Below are 21,338 nucleotides of genomic sequence, written 5' to 3'. Positions count from 1 at the left end.
CACTGATGTCGTTCCGTCTCGTTGAAGAACTCCCGTTGATAGCAATGCATCAACGACACAGAACGCTCACAGTGACGCTCGTCGCAGACAGAGAAGAGAGGGGCTCACGCCCCGCTGATAACGGGCGGCCCGAGCAGAGCGGCGTTTGCCTTGTCCTCGACGAACGAGAGGGTGGCCAGGTCCTTGACCTTGCGCGGTTCGAGCTCGGGCTGGAAGGAGAAGTCGTACTCATCGAGCGTCTTATGGTGCGGCAGCCGGGAAAGCCGCAGGCCCTGGCGGAAGCGGCGGTCGTCACGGACGGCCAGTTCCTCGGAAAGCACCAGGTCGAGGAAGTCGAGATAGCCCATCTTGCCCTCGTCGGCCCGCCGGGTGTACTCGTTGATCGTTTCGGCCAGGTGGGGCAGGCCGAGCTTGCCGGCCGTATTGCGGATGCGGGTGGAGACCAGCTCGCTCAAGACGTTTCCCTCGTGCTCGGACGGGTGGTGAAGGGACGGGTGCCGGTCAGCTCGTCATAGACCGACAGCGGACGGCGGCCGACCTCGATGCTGGTGGCCGCGGCCCGGTTCAGCAGGGCCTGCAGAGGTCCGGCCTCCTCGCCCAGGGGACGCTCACGACGGGGACGGGGCACAACATCGCCGGTGGTGGTGCGGCGTCCCTTGCCTGTGGGCAGACCGTCCCAGTGGGCCTCTTCGACGACGCGGGCCCCGCGGCCGATCGCCCGCGGGTGGGTGGCCAGCAGCGTCTTGCCGCTGGCGTTCGCGATGGTGGAATGCAGCATGACCTGCGATTTCGTGGCCCGGATCTCCACCAGCTGACGCGGTCGGACCTTGCGGGCGGGCACGGAATAGAGGTTGCCGCCGAAGGCGACCAGGCAGTCCTTGCCGACTGGCCGCAGGTGCCGTTCGGCCACCAGATACGGAGTCTCCGGCAGCGGTTTGAGGGCCATGTGATCGCGGACCGCCCGCTCTCCGATGATCTGCTGGTGAGTCCTGTGGGCCTGAGCCCGTCGCTGCGGCACCCAGGAAGTGAAGGCGGCGTCCATCTCCTCGACGGAGGAGAACGACCGTCCGGACAGGACGTGGTCGCGGACGATGAGGACCTGCCGTTCGACGCGGCCCTTGCCGGTGGGCCGGTAAGCGGCCAGGACATCGATGTCGAAGTCGTAGTGGCCGGCGAACCCGACCGCTTCCGGATGCAGCGGGACCGCCTCGCCCGGAGCGACGTGGCGTCGAACGACGGTCTTCGTGCGGTCGTAGACGATCGTCATCGGGACGCCGCCGAAGTGGGCGAAGGCCCGGCGGTGGCAGTCGAAGAACGTCTGGAGGTCCTGGCTGGTGGTGAAGCAGCAGAACGGGTCGCGTGAGTACGACAACGTCATGTGGAAGGAGTAGACCTTTCCGATACCCATGTGGGCGAGGATCTTTCCCTCGTCGCCCCAGTCCACTTGAGCCTGGGCGCCGGGAATGACCTCGAACCGGCGGTGCATGCCGGCGAGTTCCTTCGGCGTGATGCCGAGTTCCTCGGCGATCCGGGGCCGGGCTTCCTGAACGTAGAGCTTGACGCGCTGGTAGTTGCCGGTGAACCCGTACTCCGCGGCCAGCCGCCCGTGGATCACCGCGGCCTTCATCAGGATCTCCGCCCGCAGCATCGAGTCGACCAGCGGCGCGAACTCGTCGATCACCCTCGCCTTCGACCGCCCGTTCGGCGACCGCCGCGGCGGGGTCGCCGGACCCGGTGCCGACAGATACTTGCGGACCGTCTTCCGGTCCAGCCCGGTCTCCCGGGCCACCTCCGACAGGCTGATCGCCCCGGACTCCAACAGACTCCGGAAGCGCCGCAATTCCAACCATCGATGCGGATCCAGGACCACCGCCGACCGCCTTCCGCCGCCTCTCACCGACCAAGCAGCAGAGTGCCGAGCAGCAGGTCTCAACGCATCAACAACTGTCCCTTTTCATCCGTACGCGGGTGGGGACGTTCACTTGTACGCCGACACCCATGGCCACCTCGAACGCCTCCCGCCACCGCGCGGGATCTATGCTGTGGCCCGCGGCCACCGTCTCTTCGTCAGTCCACACAACTCACGATGATCAACGGTGGCCGCACCCCTGCGGTGCTGCCTGTCAGTCCCGGACGAGACAGAACGGGTGTCCTGCCGGATCCGCGAAGATGCGCCAGCTCCGCCCGCCGTCCCCCTCATCAAGCGGCGTGGCGCCCAGCTTGAGGACGTCTTCCTGAGCTTGGCCCAGGTCCTTGACTCCCAGGTCGAGGTGGAACTGCTGGGGCCGAGCGGAGTCCGGCCACCGTGGTGGCTGATGGTCTTCCACCCGCTGGAAGGCCAGCACGAACCCACCGTCGGTGTGGAGCGTCGCCCAGCCGTCGCCGAGCGACCACCGCGGATCCGGCTGGTTCACCACACCGCCGAGAAGCGACTGGTAGAACCGGGACAGCTCATCGACATCGGCACAGTCCAACACCACACACTGCAGCTTGGCGATCATGAAGGGCAGCGTAGAGCAGCACCGCGCACCAGCCTCAAACGAGCCTGATCACGATCTACAGCTGGAGGTGTGCCACGAACACTGAGAGTGAGGTTGATGTAGGCAGAGACCCTGCTTGATGTGGTGCTGTGCGGAAGATGAAGGTCTTGTGGCCCTTCGGTGTCGCCCTGCGGTGGGAGGCGTCAAACCGCCCCGAGCTGCGTTGGCTGAAGACCGTCGTGGTGAGCGTCCGGGGAAAAGGCGCCGGTCAGGCGTCAGGTGGGGACCGGGAAGGCGAACGCGAGTGAACCGCTGATGATGTGTCGTAAGTAGTAGGTGACATCGAAACCGGGGTGACTTCAGGATCCCGGGACAAGCCTGGCGGGTGACCGCTTATTGGCCAGGCGGTGTCCGGCATGAAGGCGGCGCGAGCCCGGTCTGCGGCTTCCGCATGGAACGTGGGAAGGCGTGTCGCGATACTGCCCTGGCTCAGCGGCCGGGGCGACAGGGAGAGCCCGGTGCGGAAGCCCTCCGGCCGGGTGCTGAGTACCGTCGCGCGGCGCGCCGGCGGACCGGCTCGTAGTAGTGGGGAAGCCCCGGTAATCGGGGTGGAGCGAAGGGGCCGGGTCGTTCGTGACTGGTTTGTTTGGTCAACCGGAAGTTCTCCGGGAGGAGCGGGATGGACGAGTTGAAAGCATCGGCCAAGCCGTTCGGCATCTCCAAGCAGGAGGTGTGGGACGCCTGGGTGAAGGTGAGAGGGAACGAGGGCTCGTCCGGAGTGGACGGGGTGTCGATCGAGACGTTCGAGAAGGACCTGAAGAACAACTTGTACAAGGTCTGGAACCGGATGTCCTCTGGCACGTACTTCCCGCCGGACGTCAAAGCGGTGCCGATTCCCAAGAGCGGGGGGGGCACCAGGGTGTTGGCGGTGCCCACCGTCGCTGACAGGGTCGCGCAGACGGTGGTGGCCGGTCACCTGTCGGAGCGGGTGGAGCAGATCTTCCACCCGGACTCCTTCGGGTATCGGCCGGGCAAGTCGGCTCTGGACGCCGTCGCGTCCTGCCGGGAGCGGTGCTGGCGGTTCGACTGGGTGGTCGAGTTCGACATCCGGAAGTTCTTCGACACCGTCCCGTGGGACAAGGTGGTGGCCGCGGTCGAGGCGCACACCGACGCCCGTTGGGTGGTGCTGTACGTCAAGCGGTAGCTGGCCGCGGGGCTGCGCCTGCCCGACGGGTCCACGACGGAAAGGGTGGAGGGCACGCCGCAGGGTTCTGCGGTGTCGCCCGTCTTGGCGAACCTGTTTCTGCACTACGCGTTCGATGCGTGGATGGTCCGGGAGTACCCGGGCTGCCCGTTCGAGCGTTACGCCGACGATGCGGTGGTGCACTGCCGTACCTTGGCGGAAGCGGAACGGGTCCTGGCCGCGCTGCGGTCCAGGATGGCCGAGGTCGGTCTGGAACTGCATCCGGACAAGACCCGGATCGTGTACTGCAAGGACGACAACCGTCGGGGCCGGTTTCCGGTCACCGAGTTCACGTTCCTGGGGTTCACGTTCCGGCCGCGAGGTGCCAAGGACAGACACGGGGTGATGTTCACCGCGTTCCTGCCCGCCATCAGTCACCAAGCCCTGAAGAGGCTGAGCAGGACGGTGCGGTCCTGGAGACTGCACCGGCGCACCGCGCAGGAGTCATCTGACCTGGCACGGATGGTCAATCCGGTGGTCAGGGGATGGATGAACTACTACGGGCGTTTCTACCGCTCAGCGCTGTATCCGCTGCTCGACCGCATCAACACCTACTTGCTGCGGTGGATCCAGAAGAAGTACCGGGTCGGGATGAAACAGGCCCTGCGGCGGCTGGCCCGTGGCCACACGCGGCGCCCGAAGTACTTCGCTCACTGGACCTGGGCGGCCCCGGCAGGGGCGAGGCCCAGAACGACAAGAGCCGTATGACGGGAGACTGTCACGTACGGTTCCGTGGGAGCCCGGGGGTGAGATTCCCCCGGGCGACCCGACTACTAGGCACCGCGCGAGGACGGGGCGGAACGGTCCGCCACGCCTGGAAGTGGTGGCGTGGCCGTCGCCGCTAATGTGACGCCCAGCCACCTGCGGTAACCGTGCATACCATAGCAAAGCGAGTCGCGGGTGGGCAGAGGAGCCCTCTGCCCACCCGCGAACTCCGCCCACAAACCAGGGAGAGCATCACATGTCCACATGGCAGATAACAGCCTTCCTCCTTGCTCACTCCTCAGGGGTCCAAAGCCTCAACCATATCGAGGAGTTCTCTGGCACAGCAGAGGAGGCGCAAGAGCGTCTGCTCCAGCAGACGACGACCTATACCAATGACGTTTCCAAAGAAGTACGCAGGCGGGTCTTTGCCCATCAGCACAAGACGGCATACCGCGTTGAGGTCGAAGGAAAATGGTCCACGGAGGAGTACATCTTGGAGCTCTCCGAGCTCGTATTCGACTCTCAACTGCAATGACGCCCAAACTGCGGTTCTGGCTCAAGTTGTGTGATCCGTGCACTGTGAGTGACGACTGAACTCCCTGCGGCGCCTCGGGAAGTTGCCTCAAAACGAGCAGTGGCAGGGCACATGAGCCTGGAAAACGGCGTTGACCGGTGAGAACTACGGAGACATGGTTCTGCAGGTCAGCCCACTCTTCGCCGGGACTTTCCAGGTCAGCGCCCCGCCTCTTTCAATCGAGGTCCGGCCAGCAGTGCGGATTGAGCTACCCGTCGTCGCGAGGGGCACCGCTCAGAGTCGCGGGCACCTCGTACCCTCCAAAGCCTTACGGGCGGCGAGATAGCCTGCGATTTTGAACGCTAGTTCGTGAGAGCCGAACGTATCGGCGCGGGCACGCCGCAGCACCACCCGAGCGGCAATCACGACTCCGTGCTCGGGCGAGCTCAGCTGCTCCTCGATCCCCACGGCGACAGCCGCGAAGAAGCGTGGCAAGTCCTCGGGGGGTTCGTACTCCACCGTCAGCTCTCGGGCTACCTCGAAGGCGAAGCCTCCGACTGCGGGCTCGAAATCCACCTCTATCTGCGCGAAATGTGGCGCGCAGTTCTGCCTCTGATGCAGCACGCGCACGCCACGAATCGGATACGGCGGAAACCGGGGCAGCGCTGACGTCATGTCAGAATGCTACCGCCTGGCCGGTACCCCGCCTCCGCCGTCGACCTTGGTGACAGGAAACCTGCCTCGGTGACAACTGTTGCGATCAGGTCGGTCTCCCCGGACCGCTCGGATTCGGGATCGTAGTAGTCCTCGCGGTGCAGCAGGATGATCGAATCGGCGTCCTGCTCCAGGGCGCCAAAGTCCCGCCCATCAGCCGCAGCACACAGCGGGCCCGCCCTTCCGGGCGGGCCCGCTGTGCCAGAACAGCTGACGATCAGTTCTTGCCCACCGGGTTCAGCACGATCTCCCCGGAGTCGTTCGCCGGGTTACCCTCGTTCGGCATCGTGTACGCGAAGAACGCCCGGCCGGTGGCGTTCTTGATCACCTCGTCGACGCGGAGGCCGAAGGTGAAGGTGCGGGAGGCATCTTCCAGGATCGGCGTGTCGAGGAAGCAGAGGTAATCGCCCTCGGCGCCCTCCCAGCCCGGGCGGCAGTCCTCAGGGACCGCGGTGACCGTGGTACCCGGGGGGAGGTCGACCCAGAAGGGGATCGGTTCGCCGCCGGAGCGGAGCACGGCCACCCAGGCGGGGCCGTGGTTGGCGAAGCCGATGTCCACCGGCACCGTGCTGCCCTTGCGGGCCCGTAGCCGCTCACCGGTCAGATCGAGGTCGAAGGTGTTCGCGGTCGGGAAGTCCATCTCCGCGTAGCGGGTGTAATCGGCCGGGTCCGCGTCCGGCACGCGGGCCAGCTCCAGCGCCGGCCCGTCGCCCGCCTGGTAGTCACCTTCGGTCAGCAGCTCCCGCGCCTGCTCGGCGGGCATCGCGCTGAAGCTGTAGGACATCGTGTCGTAGAGCGCGAAACCGGCCGTCTCGATCGGGAAGGGCGCGCTCAGCCCGTATGCCGCCCCACCGGTGAACTCGCTGTCGAAGATGCAGAGCGCCGTGGAGCGTCCGAGCACCTCGTCGGGGTCACGCGGGTCATACCAGCAGTTGCTGAAGGTGCTGGGGAAGGACAGGCCCCGGCTGCCGGAGATCCGCAGCACGACGCCGTCGCCGCCCAGCCCGCCGACGTTGCGGAAGCCCAGCGGCGCCTGGAAGGTGTCACCGGCCTGGAAGCCCTCGGGCTCGGTCAGCTGCTTCATCAGCAGCTCCGGGCCGCCCACCAGCACGTCCACCGTGTGTCCTGTGAAGGCCAGGCCCTCGCCCGCGGCCGTGATCTGGATGGTGCCGAAGTCGCCCGCGGCGCTCTCGTCGGTCACATCAAGGCGGATGCCGCCGAGGTCGTTGTAGTCCTGGCCCGCGTAGATCTCGTAGTTGCTGCAGGTGGCGACGAGCCCGTCGACGGAGCACCCCTGCCACCCGCCGAGCTGGGAGAAGTCCACTGCAGCAACGCCGGCCAGGGAGCTCGCGTCCACGGTGACCGTGTACTCGCCGGTGTGGATCGGCCAGATGACGCCGTCCTCGTCCGGTACCGGCTCGCCGGGCGCCCGGAGTCCCAGCTCGATCTGCGGCTCACCCGGCTCACCGGCCTCCGGGTGCAGCGAGAGGTTCACGCTGTCGGGGCCAGTGATCGAGACCGGCAGCGGTTCCTCCTGGGCATGGGCAGGACTGGCCAGCGCCGTGCCGACCATTGCGGCCAGCACAAAAGCGGAGATGGTACGCCGCACGACGGCGAGAGAAGTCATGAGACCTTCCGTAATTCGGACATCATGCACACCGGATCGGTGACGCGTACTCATGACTCACGAACTTCCCGGAAGGTTGCCCTGAAATGCGACGGGTCCACCCCGGCATGGGGTGGACCCGCCCATCGCAATCGGCGGCGTTGTCACGCGGTTGAGGGCGTGAGTGCCTGACGGCGTATCGGGCGTGGTGGGGCCGGGTTCCGGCTTTCGTGCTCAGGCCGTGGTGGGCCGGCCGGCGGCGCCGGTGATCTGGTCCCAGATGGCGAAGCGGATGGCCGGGCGAGTTCGATGTCGCTGAGCTGCGGGGTCTGGGTCATCAGGCCACCTCCCCGGCAAGCTCCTGGGTCCGGTGGCGGAGGCAGACGCGGCGGGTCGGCAGAGCCTCACGGGTGCACGGCATGACTCCGTCCCGGCCCGAGCAGATCGGCTGCTCGGCCGCTGTCGCCGCTGTCGGGCGCGTGGGGGCGTCGGCTTGCCCCAGGAGAGCGCTGCGCAAACGTTTTGCCCGGCGTGCGCCGCGGGGCCACCTCTCGGAGGGATTCGACTGAGGATGCCGACAAATCGGATGGTCCCGGACGTCGGGATGCCAGTCGAGCACGGCTACCAAGCGCCCTTGACCAGGGCCACGGAAGCAGCCAGACCCCGCCCGGTACCAACGAGGTGCGCCTGCCCACGTACCGCAACACCGAGGACGACGACGTCCAGGCCACGGAGTACCAGGTGTGGGCCCGGGCCCTGCACGGCCTCGGGAGGCACGCCTCGATCGCGCCGCCGTCGTACAAGGGGCACCGGTAGCCGGTGGGGGTCATCTCCCACTGCCGGCTGTACTTCCGCTTCCCGCTCAGCTTCCGCGAGGTCGAGGAGCTGATGCTCGAGCGCGGCGTGATCGTCTCCCACGAGACCGTCCGACGCTGGTGCGCGAAGTTCGGGCAGGCCTACGCCAACGGCCCGCGCCGGAAGCGGCCCCGGCACGGGGACAAATGACACCTGGACGAGGTCTTCATCAAGATCAACGGCGAGCTGAAGTGCCTGTGGCGGGCCGTCGACGCCGACGGCAACGTGCTCGACATCCTTCTCCAGAATCGGCGGGACAAGGCCGCGGCCGGCGCTTCTTCCGCCGCCTGCTGAAGACGACCTGCCCGGTGCCGCGGGTGGTGGTCACCGACAAGCTCCGTTCCTACGGGGCGGCCCACCGCGAGGTCATGCCCTCCGTGGAACACCGCTCCCACAAGGGCCTCAACAGCCCACCCGGCAGCGAGAACGCGCCATGAAAGGCTTCCGCTCCGTCGGCGCAGCCCAGCAGTTCCTGGCCGCGTTCAGCGGCATCTCACCCCACTTCCGACCACGCGCCACCGGATGACCGCCGCCAACTACCGCACCGAGATGACCACCCGCTTCGCCATCTGGGACCAGGTCACCGGCGTCGCCGGCCGGCCTGCCTGCCGCGGCCTGAGCACCGAGCCCAAACCCGGCCCCACCACACCCGACACACCGTCAGGCATTCACACCCTCAACGACGTGACAGGGCCCTCTCGACTCGTACAAGTCGTAGTACGAGTCTTGATGGATTCCACTGATTGCCGTGAGTCGTGCGGGCGGCGGGGAGCCGTCCCCGTTCTATCGGCGACTGCGTACGAGCAGATGGAGGAAGTACGGCGTGCCGATCACGGCGGTCATGAGGCCGGTGCCGAGCTGGGCCGGTGCGATCACGGTGCGGCCCACGAGGTCTGCGGTGCAGACGAGGGCAGCGCCGAGGAGCAACGCGACCGGTATCACACGGGCGTGCTGCCGCCCCACAAGGGCGCGGGCCGCGTGAGGGGCGACGAGTCCCACGAAACCGATGGTGCCGGCGGCGGCCACGGCGGTGGCGCTGAGTAGGACGCTCAGCACGAGGAAGCCGAGGCGCCCGCGTCCGAGGTCGAGCCCGAGGAGTCTGGGGGTGTCCTCGTCGAGCGACACGAGGTCGAGCTCGGTATGCCGCGCGATCGCGACGGCCACGCCCACGGCCAGAGCGACCGCGAGGGGCACTACATCGGGCAGGGTCCGGCCGTAGGTGGAGCCCGAGAGCCAGGTGAGCGCCTTCGTCGCATTGAAGGGGTCGGTGAGGATGATGAGCAGGCTGATCAGGGCGCCCGCCCCGGTCGCGACACCGAACCCGACGAGGACGAGCCGGTTCTGCCGGAATCCGCCCCGCGCGGCGAGTCCGAAGACGAGGACGGCGCTGACCGCGGCGCCCGCGAACGCCGCACCGGCCACGCTCCACGACCCGGCCTGGGGCACCGTCGTCACGAGCAGCACGGCGCCCAGCGCGGCGCCGTGGGAGACGCCCAGGATGCCGGGTTCTGCGAGGGGGTTACGGGTCACGGCCTGGACGAGTGTCCCGGCCAGGGCGAGTGCGGCGCCCGCGAGGAGGGCGGCGAGGACGCGGGGCACTCGGGTGTCGAGGACGAAGGTGATGGTCTGCCCGGCGCGGCCCTGTGCCCAGTTGGCCACGTCGCCCAGGAGCAGCTTGGCGTCGCCCAGCAGGACGGCGGCGATGGTGACGCCGACGACCAGGACCGCCAGGACGGCTGTGGTGGTGAGGAAGACGGTCCGGCTCCTGATACGCAGCCGGTCGGCCGCGGGGGCTTCGGCGGTGTCCCGGACCCGCGTGGCCATGACGATCAGAAAGACGGCGCCGACGAGGCTGGTGACGACGCCGGTCGGCACGGTGACGGCGGTGTCCGCCGGGACCAGGGTGCGCAGCAGCACGTCCGAGCCGAGCACCAGGGCGGCGCCGACGAGGCCCGCGAGGGGAATGGCCGCACGGGTTCGGGAGAGCCCACGGAACCGGCGGGCGAGGGGGCGGACGAGGGCGGGGGCGCACAGGCCGACGAAGCCGATCGGGCCGGCCAGGGTGACGGCGGCCGAGGAGAGGAGGGCCGCGAGCGCGACCGCGGTGACGCGGGTGGCGCCCACCGGGACGCCGAGGCCGCGGGCGGCGTCGTCGCCGAGAGCCAGGGCGTCGACCTGGCGGGCGAGGAGCAGCAGCCCGACGAGGCCGACAACGCCGATGGGTGCCATCTGCAGCACGCCGTCGGACCCGTTCTGGGAGATGCTGCCCTGGTTCCACTCGTAGAGGCCCTCGGTCTGCTCCGGGAACAGCAGGAGCAGTCCCTCGGTGACGGCGGTGAGGCCGAGGGCGAGAGCGCTTCCGGCGAGCACGAGCCGGACGGTGCCGGCGCCCAGGCCGGACAGCCCGAGCACGACGGCCGCCGCCGTGAGACCGCCGACGAAGGCGACGCCGGAGGAGGCGAGCAGCGGGAGAGAGACGCCGGTGGCGGCGACCAGCCCGAGGGCCAGGTAGGAGCCGGCGTTGACGGCGAGGGTGTCGGGCGATGCGAGGACGTTGCGGCTGACCGCTTGCAGGGCGGCGCCCGCCATTCCGAGCACGATGCCGACGAGCAGCCCTGCGGCCATTCTCGGCAGTCGCGAGGCGATGACGACGGACGCGTCGGCGGGGTCTGCCCTTCCGGTGAGTGCCTTCCAGACCTCGGGTGCACCGACGGAGGCCGTGCCCTGGGTGATGTCGACGAGCGCGAGGCCCGCGACGAGGAGGAGCAGTGCGGCCGTCACCGCGGCCGCGCCCGTCCGGGACGGGGCCGCCGACGGACGGGTGGCGGGATTTTTCGTGGTGACGGCCATGGTGTTACTTCGTCAGCGCGGCGACGACGGAGTCGATGTACTTCATCATCGACTCGGGACCGCCGAACATCCAGATGCCGTCGGGCAGTCGGTGGACGTTGCCCTTCTCCACGAACGGCAGCGAGGTCCACACCTTGTCCTTGGCGAGCGCGCCGGTGAAGGGGCTGCTGTTCTTGTCGCCGTCGTTGCCGATGTAGGCGAAATGCACGTCGTCGCCGAGCTTGGTGAGACCCTCGACGTCGGTGGTGCCGAGGCCGTACTCCTCGTCGCCCTTGACCGACCAGGCGTTCTTCAGGCCCAGCTTCTCGTTGACCCCGCCGATGAGCGAGCCGCTGGTGAAGGGCCGGATCGAGACCTGGTTGGAGACGACGTAGCCGTCGGCGAAGGCGATTTGCGCACCGGCGAGTCCGGCATCGGCGAGGTCCTTCTTGCCTTCGGCGATCTTCGCGCCGAACTGCTTGTTGAGCTTCTCGGCCTGCTCCGTGGTGCCGGTGGCCTGGGCGATGAGGTCGAGGTTCTTCGTCATCTGGCCGACCGGGTCGGAGGCGTCGGCCGCCTTCACCTCCAAGACCGGCGCGATATTGCGCAGCTGCTTGGTGGCGGCCGGCGGGAGGCCGGTGGTGGCGACGATGAGGTCCGGCTTCAGGGCGGCGATGGTGTCCATGCTCGGCTCGCTGCGGGTGCCGATGTCCTTGGGGTTGTTTTTCAGCGGGGCGGCGGTGTCCCAGGTCTTGTAACCCTTGGCATCGGCGACCCCGACGGGGTCGACGCCCAGCGAGACCAGGCTCTCGACGACGTTCCACTCGGTTGCGACGACCTTCTTGGCGGGCCCGTCGAGTTCGACCTTCGTGCCGGTGGCATCGGTGAGGGTGATGGGCTCGGCGGTCTTCTTCGCCTTGTCGTCAGCGGCGGGCTCGGTCGCCCCGCAGGCGGTCAGAGTGAGGGCCGCGACGGTGGCGGTGACCGCGGTGAGGAGGCGCTTCATGAGGGGGTGCTGAGCCTTTCGCTTCGCTTGTGGTGTCGGCCGATGGCACGGGTGCGCAGTCGGCATGTGAGCAGGTCGGTCTCGACCTCGATACGGATGCCGTACGTATCGGTCAGCCGCTGTGCCGTCAGGACGTCTTCGGGGAGGCCGGCAGCGACGACCCGTCCCGCGTGGAGCAGGACGATCCGATCTGCGACGGCCGCGGCCTGGTCGAGGTCGTGCAGGACCGCGCCGACGGCGATCCCGTGGGCGTCCGCCAGGTCGCGCACGAGGTCGAGAAGTTCGACCTGGTAACGCAGGTCGAGGTAGGTCGTCGGCTCGTCGAGGAGCAGTACGCCGGTCTCCTGGGCAAGGCAGGCGGCGAGCCAGACGCGTTGGAGTTGACCTCCGGAGAGCTGCTCGGCACCTCGGTCGGCGAGTTCCGCGACGCCCGTCATGGCGAGCGCGCGGTCTACGGCGGCCTGGCTGCCCAGGTCGCTCTTGCCCCAGCGGCCCCGGTACGGGTAGCGGCCGAACTCGACGACGTCTCGCACGGTCAGCCCGCTGGGCGTGGGCCGTCCCTGCGTCAGCAGGGCCACGTGGCGTGAGAACTCACGGGGGGTCAGAGCGAGGCCGTCGGTGTCGGCATCGATGACGAGCGTCGCGGTCCTGGGCCGTTGGAGGCGCGCGATCGTGCGCAGCAGCGTCGATTTCCCGCTCCCGTTCGGTCCCACCAGGACGGTCACCTCGCCGGGCTGCAGTGTCAACGATGCGTCATGTACGACATCGACACCGTCGTACGCCACGGTGACGCCCGTGGCCGACAGTTCATGACCACGGGAGTGTGTGGCCGCGGAAGTTCCTTCACCAACATGCACGCAACATAGGTTAGCCTAACCTAACAACTTCCTCGTCCAGGGCCACTGATTGGGTATGAGACGAAATCCCGCCGAGTTCAGGAGGCCGGCCCGAGGAGCTGACCTTCTCGGTGCCTGTCCCACAGAGTCGGGAGTGCAACAACAGGCCCGCGGCGGCGTCGCCCCGAGCCGCCCGCAGTGCCGGATGATGCGTCGGCCCCGATCGAGGCGCTCCGTGCGCAGCGGCGCCGCCAGGCCGCCATCACCGAGGCCGCCGCGCTGCGCCGGGCCCGAGCCGAGCGCACCGGTACCGCCAGGGTCGTCCCGTGGAACGGGTTGTGTGACTCGTGAAGCAGCAAGGTCAGGATGTCGGCGCTCGGGCGGGCGCGTCGTCCGAGGATCGACTCCCCTTGCGCGCTGAACCGGGCCTCTGCGGGGTCGTCATCTGCCGCCTCGTACGGCGCCTTCTACTCCTTCGTTTGTCCGTTGATGTTCGCCGGCTTCGTCGTTGGTGCTTTTGCGCCTGATGTGGGTTCCGCCTCCTTCACGACGGCGGGGTTTGTCCCCGATGCTGATCGAGGACGCGGCCGCGACCAGAATTCCGACCTGCTCAGCGAAGTCGGGCCCGGGCAGAGGCAGATCGATGTCTGGCTCATCGTGGACGTAGCCGACCGCGACGGCTGTGGGGAGGTACTGCATCAGGGCGTCCACTACGTCGGAGCGGCGGCGGTCACTGCGGTGGGTGAGCTGGCGGAAGACCCGCAGCAGGGTAGGCGTGCTGGTGTCCATGTTCCATGCCGTCTCCGGTACGGTCCAGGATTCCACGAAGTTAGGACCTGCGGAGAAACAAGTGACGCTCCGGACCCCTTCGACCAGCCCAGCCCCGACCTCGCCTGGCTCTGCCACCCCGGCCTGACCGGAATGCCGGCCCAGGAGCGGGACGCGCTGATCACCACACTCACCGCTCTCCATGAAGACCAGCGGGAAGGGCAGCTGAACAAGCGGCGCGGGAACCGGCCCCGGCTGACGGCTCCCGGCACCGGCCGCCGCCCCATGCTCACCCTCGCCGACCGGCTCCTGGCCAGACTCCTCCACCACCGGCTCGGGCTCCCGCAGGTCGCCATCGCCCGCCTCTTCAACGTCACACCATCACCATCAACCGGCGTATCCGCGACATCCGCCAGCTCCTCGACGCAGCCGGACACACCGTTCACGTCGCCGACCAGCATCTCGCCACCCTCGACGACCTCCATGCCCTTGCCACCGCAGCAGGGATCACCATCCCTGCATAGATCAAGACGGCGAGTTAATGATCCGCAGGCCCTAACTACCCGGCCTTGGGTCAAGGCCCGGGCAGGTCAACTCCGGGCGCGGCGACGGCGTCGGCACGGCAGCGGCCAGGACCGCTGCCGTCCCGGTGGCCGGTCACGGCTCCAGGCGGCCGCGCAGGCCCGGCTGGAGGCGGTCGCCGTGGGCGGCGACCATGTCGTCGCACAGGCGCCAGATCTCCTCGACTGTCAGGGTTGCGGCCGTGGCCGGGTCGGTCATCGCGGCGTGTCTGATGTGCCGGGGCTCGTTCTTGATCGCCGCCTGCACTACCAGGTCGTTGGCGCTGAGGTAGGTGCGGTTGAGCGCCGCCAGCTGGGGCGGCAGGGAGCCGACGCGGGTGGGCTGGACGCCCAGCGAGTCCACCAGGCACGGCACTTCGACCACGCCGTGCGCAGGCAGGTTGTCGATCAGGCCCCGGTTGGGGACGTTGCCATAGACCACGCGCGGGGTGCCGGTGACCATGCTGTGGATGATCTGGGGCGCGTACTCCATCGTGCCCTCGACGGTGATCGGGGCCCCGGCGGCCAGTGCGTCGCGGGACTTCTCGTAGGCGGCCACGTTCTCGTCGACGATCTTGAGGTACTCCCCGATCGGCAGCCGGAGGCGTTCGACCTCGCTGGTGTGGTGCAGGTACCAGGGGACGTACTCGGAGGAGTGCTCACTGGTCTCGGTCGGGTAGTAGCCGAGCCTGCGGTACATGTCGACGCGGACCCTGCGCCGCAGCTGCTCGTCGGCGGCGATCAGCTCGTCCAGCTTCGGGTAGAGGCTCTTCCCCTGGTGCTCGAAGCGCAGCACCCACGCCTGGTGGTTGACGCCGGCCGCGTGGTAGCTGATTTCCTCGTAGGGGACCTTGACCAGGTCGGCGAGGTCGCGCATCGTCCAGTAGACCGAGTGGCAAAGTCCCACCACCCGGGTCAGGGTGGTGGCCTGCGTCAGATACTGGACGTTCATGGCCATGGGGTTGGTGTAGTTGAGCAGCCAGGCCTGCGGGCAGACCTCGGCGATGTCGCGGCCCAGCTCCTTGAGGAACGGGAAGGTGCGCAGGGCGCGGAAGATGCCGCCGATGCCGAGGGTGTCGCCGATGGTCTGGCGCACGCCGTAGCGGGCTGGTATCTCGAAGTCGGTGCGGGTGGCCTCGCCCATGCCGATCTGCACGATGTTGATGACGAAGTCTGCGTCCGCCAGGGCTTCGCGACGGTCGGCGTGTGCGGTGACGGCGGGGCGTGCGCCGAGGGTGTCGGCGATGCGGACGGCGGCGGCGTGTGCGGTGGCCAGGCGCTCGGCGTCGATGTCGTGCAGGGCGATGCGCGCGGACTTCAGCTCGTCGAACGCGAGGAGGTCGGCGAGCAGTCCTTGGGTGAAGACGACGCTGCCGGCGCCGATGAAGACGATCTTGGGGGTGGTCATGCCGGGGTTTCCTCGGTCTCGGGAAGGTGGGTGAGGACTTCGTCCCACGTGGGCTGTGCGGTGGTGCCGCCGTGGGCGCGGGTGGACAGGGCGCCACAGACCGCGGCGAAACGCAGCGCTTGCGGTAGGGGCATCTCGTGGAGGAGGCCAGCGATGAATCCGGCGTCGAAGCTGTCGCCGGCGCCCACCGCGTCGATCGGCTCGACCGGGATGCCCCGGGTGGTGAAGAGGTGTTTGCCGTCGTGGCACAGCGCGCCATCGGCGCCGTTCTTGACGACGGTGACCGGGCCCCGGACGGCGAGCCGTGCGGCGGCCTCGGCCGGGTCGGCGGTGTCGAGGCGGGCCAGCTGCCGGGCCTCCGCGGCGTTGGGCAGCAGGAAGTCGGTGTGGGCCAGGACAGCGTCCAGGCCGGTGGGGTCCCACCGCCCTGCCGGGTCGTCGTTGGTGTCCAGGGAGGTGGTGGCGCCGTGGTGGCGTGCGGTGCACAGAAGTTCCGGGAGCGCGGTCGCGAGCCGGGGCATCAGGAAGTAGGAGGAGGAGTGGATGTGCCGTGCGGCGCCCAGCAGCGCCGGCGGCACGTCGTCGGCCGCGGTCGCGGCCAGGGTGCCGGGGGCGGTGAGGACGGCCCGGTCGTTGCCGCGGGTGAGCGCGACGGTCAGGGGAGTGGCCCGGCCCGGGTCGAGCGTCAGCGCCTCGGTGTCGACGCCGTGGGCGGCGAGCCAGTCGCGCATGTAGCGGCCGGCGTCGTCGTCGCCCACCCGTCCGGCGAAGGCGACCCCGAGGCCGAGGCGCGCGGCCCCGCAGGCGACGATCGCGCCGGATCCCCCGATGGTGAGGGCACCGGTGGGCACCAGTTGTTCGCGCTGGCCGAAGGCGAGTGGCGTGTCGAGCGGGCCAATGATGACGTCAGGGTTGGCGTCACCGATGACGAGCAAGTCGAAGGTATGCGGCATCGAGGAGTTTCCTGCCTGGTTGGGGTGTCGGGGCGGCGAACGGGGTCAGCCCTTGAGGCCGGTGGAGGTGATGGACTGGATAAACGCCTTCTGCGCGCCGAGGAAGGCGAGCAGGACCGGCAGCACGGTGATGACGTTCCCGGCCATCACGGCGGCCCACTGGGTGTGGTGCTGTCCCTGGAAGGTCGTCAGGCCGAGCTGAAGCGTGTACTGGGTGTCGTGGTTGATGGCGATCAAGGGCCAGGTCAGGTCGTTCCAGGTGCTCAGGAACGTAAGGACGGCGACCGTGCTGAGGGCGGGCCGGGACAGCGGGAGCACGATCCGCCACAGCACGCGCAGCCGTGAGCAGCCGTCGATCCAGGCGGCCTCCTCCAACTCGCGGGGCAGGGAGAGGAAGAACTGGCGCAGGAGGAACACCGAGAAGGGTGTGACCAGGGAGGGCACGATCAGCGCGCCGAGGGTGTCGATGAGGCCGAACTGCTTCATGACCAGGAACGTGGGGATCATCGTCAGCTGGAACGGGATCGCCATCGTGGCCAGCATCAGGCCCAGCAGTAGCCGGGAGCCGGCGAACCGCATCCGGGCGAAGGCGTAGCCGCCGAGGGTGCCGAGCACGAGGTTCGCTGTGACGGTGACCAGGCTGACGATGAAGGAGTTGGCCAACCAGCGGGGGAACATCGCGTTGCCCAGCACATAGCGGTAGCCGCCCAGGTCGATGTGGGAGGGCCACAGCGCCGGCGGGAAGCGGTTGATCTCCGCGTTGCTCATCACCGAGCTGAGGACCAGCCAGATCAGCGGCACCGCGAAGAGCAGGGCCATCGGCGCGAGCAGCAGGTGCCAGGGGCTGAACGGGGCGAGGGCGCGGTAGTTGTCCAGTCCCACCCAACGGCTCGGGGTGACGAGGTCGCTGGCCTGGAAGGAGAGCAGCAGCGACCAGATGATGGGCACCACGCTGAGGCCGAGGATGATCAGGACGGCGGGCGAGACGAACGTCCATGCCATGGCGCCTTCACGGGCGCGTCGGCGGCGCACGGCACGCCGGTTGTCCGGGGGCTCGGACACGGTGATCGGGATGGGCAGTCGTGACATGAAGGGCGCTCCTCAACGCGGGATGAGCAGTGCGGCGTTGGCGTGGGCGGCACAGGCGCGCAATGCCTGGGCGGGACTGCTCCGTCCCAGCAGTACGGCGACCATGGCCTGTCCGAGGGCCTGGGATATCTGCGGGTAGGCGGCGTGGACGGGGCGTACCCGGGCGAAGTCCAGGGCCTTGGTGAACACGTCCAGGCCCTCGGTGCCGCTCTCCTTGCGCTGCCAGTCGGGCAGGTCCTGGGTCTGCCGGCTGAGCGGCAGGCTGCCCGCATCGATGTCCCAGCGCACGTCCTGCCGGGGTTGCATGAGCCAGCTGACGAACGTCTTGGCGGCCTTGGTGCGGGCGTCGCCGTTGTCGAACACGGTCCAGGTGTCGGGGCCGCTGATGGTCATCGGCCGGCCGGAGAAGCTGGGCAGCGGCACGACGTGGTAGTCGATCTCCGCCTGCTGGATGTCGGGCAGTTGCCAGGGACCGGTGACGGCCATGGCCATCCGGCCGGACATGAAGACCTGGTACATCTGCTCGGCGCCGGGCTTCGGGTCGACGTAGACGCTCTTGTCGCGGGCCAGCGCGGCCAGTACCTCCAGGGCGCGGGTCCCGGTGTCGCCGAATCCGATGTGCTTGCCGTCGTCGCCGACGACGTCCCCGCCGAGGTCCCAGATCATGGGCCACAGCCGCCAGACGGTGTCCTCGTCGCCGACGCCGGGCCAGCCGGTGCCGAATCGGCCGCCGCCGGGGTCGGTGAGCGCCTTGGCGGTGGCGTGACGAAGTCGTCCCACCTCCAGCCCGCCTCGGGCAGCGGCAGACCGGCCTGCCGGAAGAGCTTCTTGTTGCAGACGACGGCGAGGGAGTCCACCACGGCCGGCGCGGCGCGCACGCTGCCGTTGACGGTTACGGCCTTGCGCGCCGGAACCCAGTAGCTCGACCAGGGGGTAGGGGCGCTTTTCACCGTGTCGGTGAGGTCCACGATCTGGGGGCTGCGGGCGACGCTCGCCAGGTCGGAGCCGAAGATGTAGGCGATGTCCGGGTAGGAGCCGGCGGCGAGGGCGGCGGTCACTTTCTGGAGCATCGCGTCGGCGAGGACTCCGCCGCCCACCTCGACCCGGATGCGGGGGTGGCTGCGCATGAACGAGGCGACCAGGGATTCCACGGCCTTCTTGCCGGTGTCGGTCTGGCCGTGCCACATCTCGATGGTGACCGTGCCGTCGGCGCCGACACCGTCGTCGCGGCCTGCCGCGCAGCCGGAGGCCGCTGTGCCCGCGGCCGCTGCCGTGGCCAGGCCTGCGCCGGCGCGCAGCACGACGCGGCGGCCGGGCCGCGTGCTGCGGGGGACCGCTTGCATGGTTACCTCCGGTTGGAACTGTGGGACAGGCTTGGTCTGTGCGAGGGCTGCGGCCGGTGTACGGCGTACCGGCCGCGGAATGGGTGGGCGGCCCCGGCGGGCGGTGCGGGTGCGCCGCCGTCCCGCGTCGACCGGGTGGTCGCGGTGGGGGCGCTCAGCCCTGGGCTCGGGGCGCGGGGGAGGGGCGTCGTACCGCCGTCGGCCCGCGGTGGACCGCACGGGTACGGATCACGAGCGGGCTCCAGAGCGTGGTGGGTACGTCCCCGCCTCGGACGCCTGAGGGGTCCTGGCGACTCAGTCCGGACTCCTGGCGCGTGGTCAGCCACCGGCTGGGCGTACCTCTGACACCGAGTGCTTCGACTGCGGTGTTGACCAGGAGTTAAACGACCGGTTCAGGCAACTGTCAAGAGTTGAGCATGCTTGAATCTGCGTGAAAAGCCTCCTGAAAACCGCGCATGATTGAGCATTAGGGCAGGTGCCGGAAGGGGTGGCCGCCCGGCAGACGCCGTTGCACCGCGAGTGGGTCGACCAGCTCGCGGCGGGGCCAGTGTGGGCCCCGCCGCGAGGGGAGCGGACCAAGGCCCGGCGCGCGGCCGGAACCGGACTGTGGCCGGGGCCGCAAGGCAGCCGCAACAAGGCCCGCGCGGGGGTGGATCCGGTGATGCAGGGGCCCACGGGCCCCGAGGGGGCCGGCTAGCTCCGTACTTCGCGGGTAGCTCGTTCAGGTCTCTGGCCAGCGGGGATGTGTGGGTTCCAGGCCGAGGAGGTCGAGGAGGTGGAGCTGGACTCCTCGGGGACCAGGAAGACTTCGTCACACCCCACCAACGCGGCCACGACTCCAACAGACACTCTCACAGACCCCGAACCAGCCGATTCAGCCACCCGCGAAGTACGGAGCTAGCAGGTCTTGCGTACGTACCCGTTGCTGCCGGCCGGAGAGACGTCCAGGTCGCGCTGGACGATGCTCAGCGTGCCTCCCCACGTCTTGCACGCCTTCGACCTGCCGGCGGCCGTGTACTCGATCACGATGACGTTGTTGCCGAAGGCGCTGGTGTAGTCGCCGCACTCGTCGTACTGGCCGCACTCCTCCGCCACGGCGAAGTCGAGCCCGTTGGCGGTGCGGTTGTCGGCGAGCGCCGAGGTGTTCTTCTGGGCGATGGCCAGGCCGTCCGCGTGGGCGCGGGCGGACAGCAGCTTGATGAAGGCCTGTGCGTGATTCGCGGTCAGGAGCTTTCCGGAGCGGGTGTAGCTGTCGTAGTTGTCGGGCTCGACGGCCTGGAAGCCCTTGTCCCGGCAGCTGTCGATCAGGGCTCCGATCTTGTCGGCGATTCGCTCGCGCTTGGCGTCGGTGCTGATGTCGAGGAGTGCCTCGCCCCAGCCCTTGTCGTAGACGATCTTGCCCGCGGAGTCGCGCAGCAGCAGGTCCGAGGCCCATTCGCCCTCGGCGCCCGGCTGGGCCTGGAAGGCGTTGACATAGCAGATGTTGTACAGGCCCGCCGCCGGGGAAGCGGTGTGGTCACGGGTGACCACCGTGACTCCGGTCGGCGGGGTGTAGGCGCCTCCGATCTGGTAGTCGAAGCCGGCGTGCGTGGGCGGCAGCGTCACGGCCGCGGCCTGCGTCGTGGTCGCCTGAACGAACAGCGTGCCGGCCAGGACGGCGGCGCCGACGGCCATGAAGACGATCTTCCGGGAAGCGGTACTCATCAGGTGGCTCATGTATCGAGCTCCAGGGGAGAGAGGGCACGTCCCCGCCTCGGACACGTGGGGTGTCCTGGCGACTCGGGTCGGACTCGCAGCACAGGGCCTGCATACCGGCTGGGCGTACCTCTGACGCGGAGCGGGACTCCGGCGTTGTCCGGGAGTAAACCGATCGCCTGTGATGATGTCAAAGCGATCGCCGACTGCACGGGGTGCGTCGGAGCATCACGTACGGAGGGACGGAATCGGGCGGACGGTCACCGAGCCGAGCAGGGCGCGGCGCGTCTCGGGGTCGCCGACCTGAACCCGGTCCTGCGGGGCTGGGCGGCGTACTTCCGTAACGGCAATTCCGCCGGGAAGTTCTCCACGATCGACAGCTACGTCCACGAGCGTCTCGCGATCTTCGACAATCGCAAGCGCGGCATGCCGGGCAGAAGTGGGGCAAGCGCCATGACGGCGCGTGGTTCGCCAGGCTCGGAGCCTTTCGCCTGTCTGGAAACGTGCGCAGGGTGGCGGTGCATGCCAGCCGGTGAACGATGTCGGTAAGCCGTGTGCGCGAGAAGCGCATGCACGGTTGACAGGCGGGGGCTGGAAACGGAGCCTCACAGGCCACCGCGCCAGTCCCCGACCCTACTTAGCCTCGATCCACCGAGTGACCCGCGTCCTGTGGATAAGGAATCAAGAAGAGGTGCCTGCTGACCTGCGATGATGGGAGTTCTGACGCTTCCAGC

At 68.7% G+C, this 21,338-nt stretch carries 17 protein-coding genes and 5 pseudogenes; 8 read left to right on the top strand and 14 right to left on the bottom strand.

Features of this window, described 5'->3' with window-relative positions; all coding sequences use genetic code 11:
* Positions 1–122 precede the first annotated feature (122 nt).
* From ABT115_RS20350 to ABT115_RS20340, 3 genes and pseudogenes are all read right to left on the bottom strand, one after another.
* Positions 123–455, bottom strand: a pseudogene (locus tag ABT115_RS20350) (ATP-binding protein); the annotation flags it as partial.
* A complete protein-coding gene (gene istA / locus ABT115_RS20345) occupies positions 452–1,870 on the bottom strand; it encodes an IS21 family transposase (protein WP_351791552.1) in 1,419 nt (472 codons plus the stop codon). The pseudogene ABT115_RS20350 and the gene istA, both read right to left, overlap by 4 nt.
* A gap of 253 nt (positions 1,871–2,123) precedes the next feature.
* Positions 2,124–2,501, bottom strand: coding sequence for a VOC family protein (locus ABT115_RS20340; RefSeq protein WP_351791549.1), 378 nt, complete (start codon positions 2,499–2,501; stop codon positions 2,124–2,126).
* Between the two features lie 658 nt (positions 2,502–3,159).
* Here ABT115_RS20340 and ltrA point away from each other — a divergent pair.
* The 3 genes and pseudogenes from ltrA to ABT115_RS20325 all read left to right on the top strand — a co-directional run.
* Positions 3,160–4,023 (top strand): annotated as a pseudogene (ltrA, locus tag ABT115_RS20335) (group II intron reverse transcriptase/maturase); the annotation flags it as partial.
* Between the two features lie 45 nt (positions 4,024–4,068).
* Complete coding sequence (locus ABT115_RS20330) at positions 4,069–4,431, top strand: group II intron maturase-specific domain-containing protein (protein ID WP_351791739.1); 363 nt, start codon at positions 4,069–4,071, stop codon at positions 4,429–4,431.
* Positions 4,432–4,684: 253 nt separating this feature from the next.
* Positions 4,685–4,963, top strand: coding sequence for a hypothetical protein (locus ABT115_RS20325; protein WP_351791546.1), 279 nt, complete (start codon positions 4,685–4,687; stop codon positions 4,961–4,963).
* Positions 4,964–5,236: 273 nt separating this feature from the next.
* On the opposite strand, the gene ABT115_RS20320 is transcribed toward ABT115_RS20325, so the two are convergent.
* The 3 genes from ABT115_RS20320 to ABT115_RS20310 are packed head-to-tail and all read right to left on the bottom strand — an operon-like array spanning position 5,237 to position 7,283.
* Positions 5,237–5,617, bottom strand: a complete 381-nt coding sequence (locus ABT115_RS20320; protein WP_351791543.1) for a hypothetical protein — start codon at positions 5,615–5,617, stop codon at positions 5,237–5,239.
* Positions 5,614–5,826, bottom strand: a complete 213-nt coding sequence (locus tag ABT115_RS30925; RefSeq protein ID WP_502969134.1) for a DnaB-like helicase C-terminal domain-containing protein — start codon at positions 5,824–5,826, stop codon at positions 5,614–5,616. The genes ABT115_RS20320 and ABT115_RS30925 overlap by 4 nt, the downstream gene beginning before the upstream one ends.
* A 47-nt stretch (positions 5,827–5,873) precedes the next feature.
* Positions 5,874–7,283, bottom strand: coding sequence for a hypothetical protein (locus tag ABT115_RS20310; RefSeq protein WP_351791540.1), 1,410 nt, complete (start codon positions 7,281–7,283; stop codon positions 5,874–5,876).
* A gap of 660 nt (positions 7,284–7,943) precedes the next feature.
* On the opposite strand from ABT115_RS20310, the gene ABT115_RS20305 reads away from it, so the two are divergent.
* Positions 7,944–8,078, top strand: a complete 135-nt coding sequence (locus tag ABT115_RS20305) for a hypothetical protein (protein WP_351791538.1) — start codon at positions 7,944–7,946, stop codon at positions 8,076–8,078.
* A gap of 3 nt (positions 8,079–8,081) precedes the next feature.
* A pseudogene (locus ABT115_RS20300) lies at positions 8,082–8,628 on the top strand (IS6 family transposase); the annotation flags it as partial.
* Between the two features lie 272 nt (positions 8,629–8,900).
* Here ABT115_RS20300 and ABT115_RS20295 read toward each other — a convergent pair.
* The 3 genes from ABT115_RS20295 to ABT115_RS20285 are packed head-to-tail and all read right to left on the bottom strand — an operon-like array spanning position 8,901 to position 12,809.
* The gene (locus tag ABT115_RS20295; protein ID WP_351791535.1) at positions 8,901–10,967 is read right to left on the bottom strand and encodes an iron ABC transporter permease; all 2,067 of its coding nucleotides are present in this window, start codon (positions 10,965–10,967) and stop codon (positions 8,901–8,903) included.
* A gap of 4 nt (positions 10,968–10,971) precedes the next feature.
* A complete protein-coding gene (locus ABT115_RS20290) occupies positions 10,972–11,952 on the bottom strand; it encodes an ABC transporter substrate-binding protein (protein ID WP_351791533.1) in 981 nt (326 codons plus the stop codon).
* Entirely contained in the window at positions 11,949–12,809 is an 861-nt protein-coding gene (locus tag ABT115_RS20285; protein ID WP_351791531.1) for an ABC transporter ATP-binding protein, read from the bottom strand. Before ABT115_RS20285 ends, ABT115_RS20290 begins: the two co-directional genes overlap by 4 nt.
* Before the next feature lie 177 nt (positions 12,810–12,986).
* Here ABT115_RS20285 and ABT115_RS20280 point away from each other — a divergent pair, with 177 nt between their 5' ends.
* Together ABT115_RS20280 and ABT115_RS30920 are read left to right on the top strand one after the other, a co-directional pair.
* Entirely contained in the window at positions 12,987–13,139 is a 153-nt protein-coding gene (locus ABT115_RS20280; RefSeq protein WP_351791528.1) for a hypothetical protein, read from the top strand.
* 492 nt (positions 13,140–13,631) lie between these two features.
* Positions 13,632–14,080: pseudogene (locus ABT115_RS30920) on the top strand (ISAzo13 family transposase); the annotation flags it as partial.
* Positions 14,081–14,213: 133 nt separating this feature from the next.
* Here the strand turns inward: ABT115_RS30920 and ABT115_RS20270 are convergent.
* The 5 genes and pseudogenes from ABT115_RS20270 to ABT115_RS20250 form a co-directional block, all read right to left on the bottom strand.
* Positions 14,214–15,524 (bottom strand): alpha-glucosidase/alpha-galactosidase, encoded by a 1,311-nt coding sequence (locus tag ABT115_RS20270; RefSeq protein ID WP_351791523.1) that lies wholly within the window; start codon positions 15,522–15,524, stop codon positions 14,214–14,216.
* Positions 15,521–16,477, bottom strand: a complete 957-nt coding sequence (locus ABT115_RS20265; protein ID WP_351791520.1) for a carbohydrate kinase family protein — start codon at positions 16,475–16,477, stop codon at positions 15,521–15,523. Before ABT115_RS20265 ends, ABT115_RS20270 begins: the two co-directional genes overlap by 4 nt.
* A gap of 45 nt (positions 16,478–16,522) precedes the next feature.
* Positions 16,523–17,566: a carbohydrate ABC transporter permease gene (locus tag ABT115_RS20260; protein WP_351791518.1), complete on the bottom strand. Its 1,044-nt coding sequence runs from the start codon at positions 17,564–17,566 to the stop codon at positions 16,523–16,525.
* 12 nt (positions 17,567–17,578) lie between these two features.
* A pseudogene (locus tag ABT115_RS20255) lies at positions 17,579–18,909 on the bottom strand (ABC transporter substrate-binding protein).
* Between the two features lie 897 nt (positions 18,910–19,806).
* The gene (locus ABT115_RS20250; protein ID WP_502969131.1) at positions 19,807–20,625 is read right to left on the bottom strand and encodes an endo alpha-1,4 polygalactosaminidase; all 819 of its coding nucleotides are present in this window, start codon (positions 20,623–20,625) and stop codon (positions 19,807–19,809) included.
* On the opposite strand from ABT115_RS20250, the gene ABT115_RS20245 reads away from it, so the two are divergent.
* Entirely contained in the window at positions 20,617–21,153 is a 537-nt protein-coding gene (locus ABT115_RS20245) for a group II intron maturase-specific domain-containing protein (RefSeq protein WP_502969130.1), read from the top strand. The genes ABT115_RS20250 and ABT115_RS20245 overlap by 9 nt on opposite strands.
* Positions 21,154–21,338: the final 185 nt, after the last annotated feature.

This window comes from Streptomyces sp. NPDC001832, assembly GCF_040297265.1.
In the GTDB taxonomy this organism is placed as follows: Bacteria; Actinomycetota; Actinomycetes; order Streptomycetales; family Streptomycetaceae; genus Streptomyces.
This window is presented reverse-complemented; position numbering and strand designations above follow the sequence as displayed.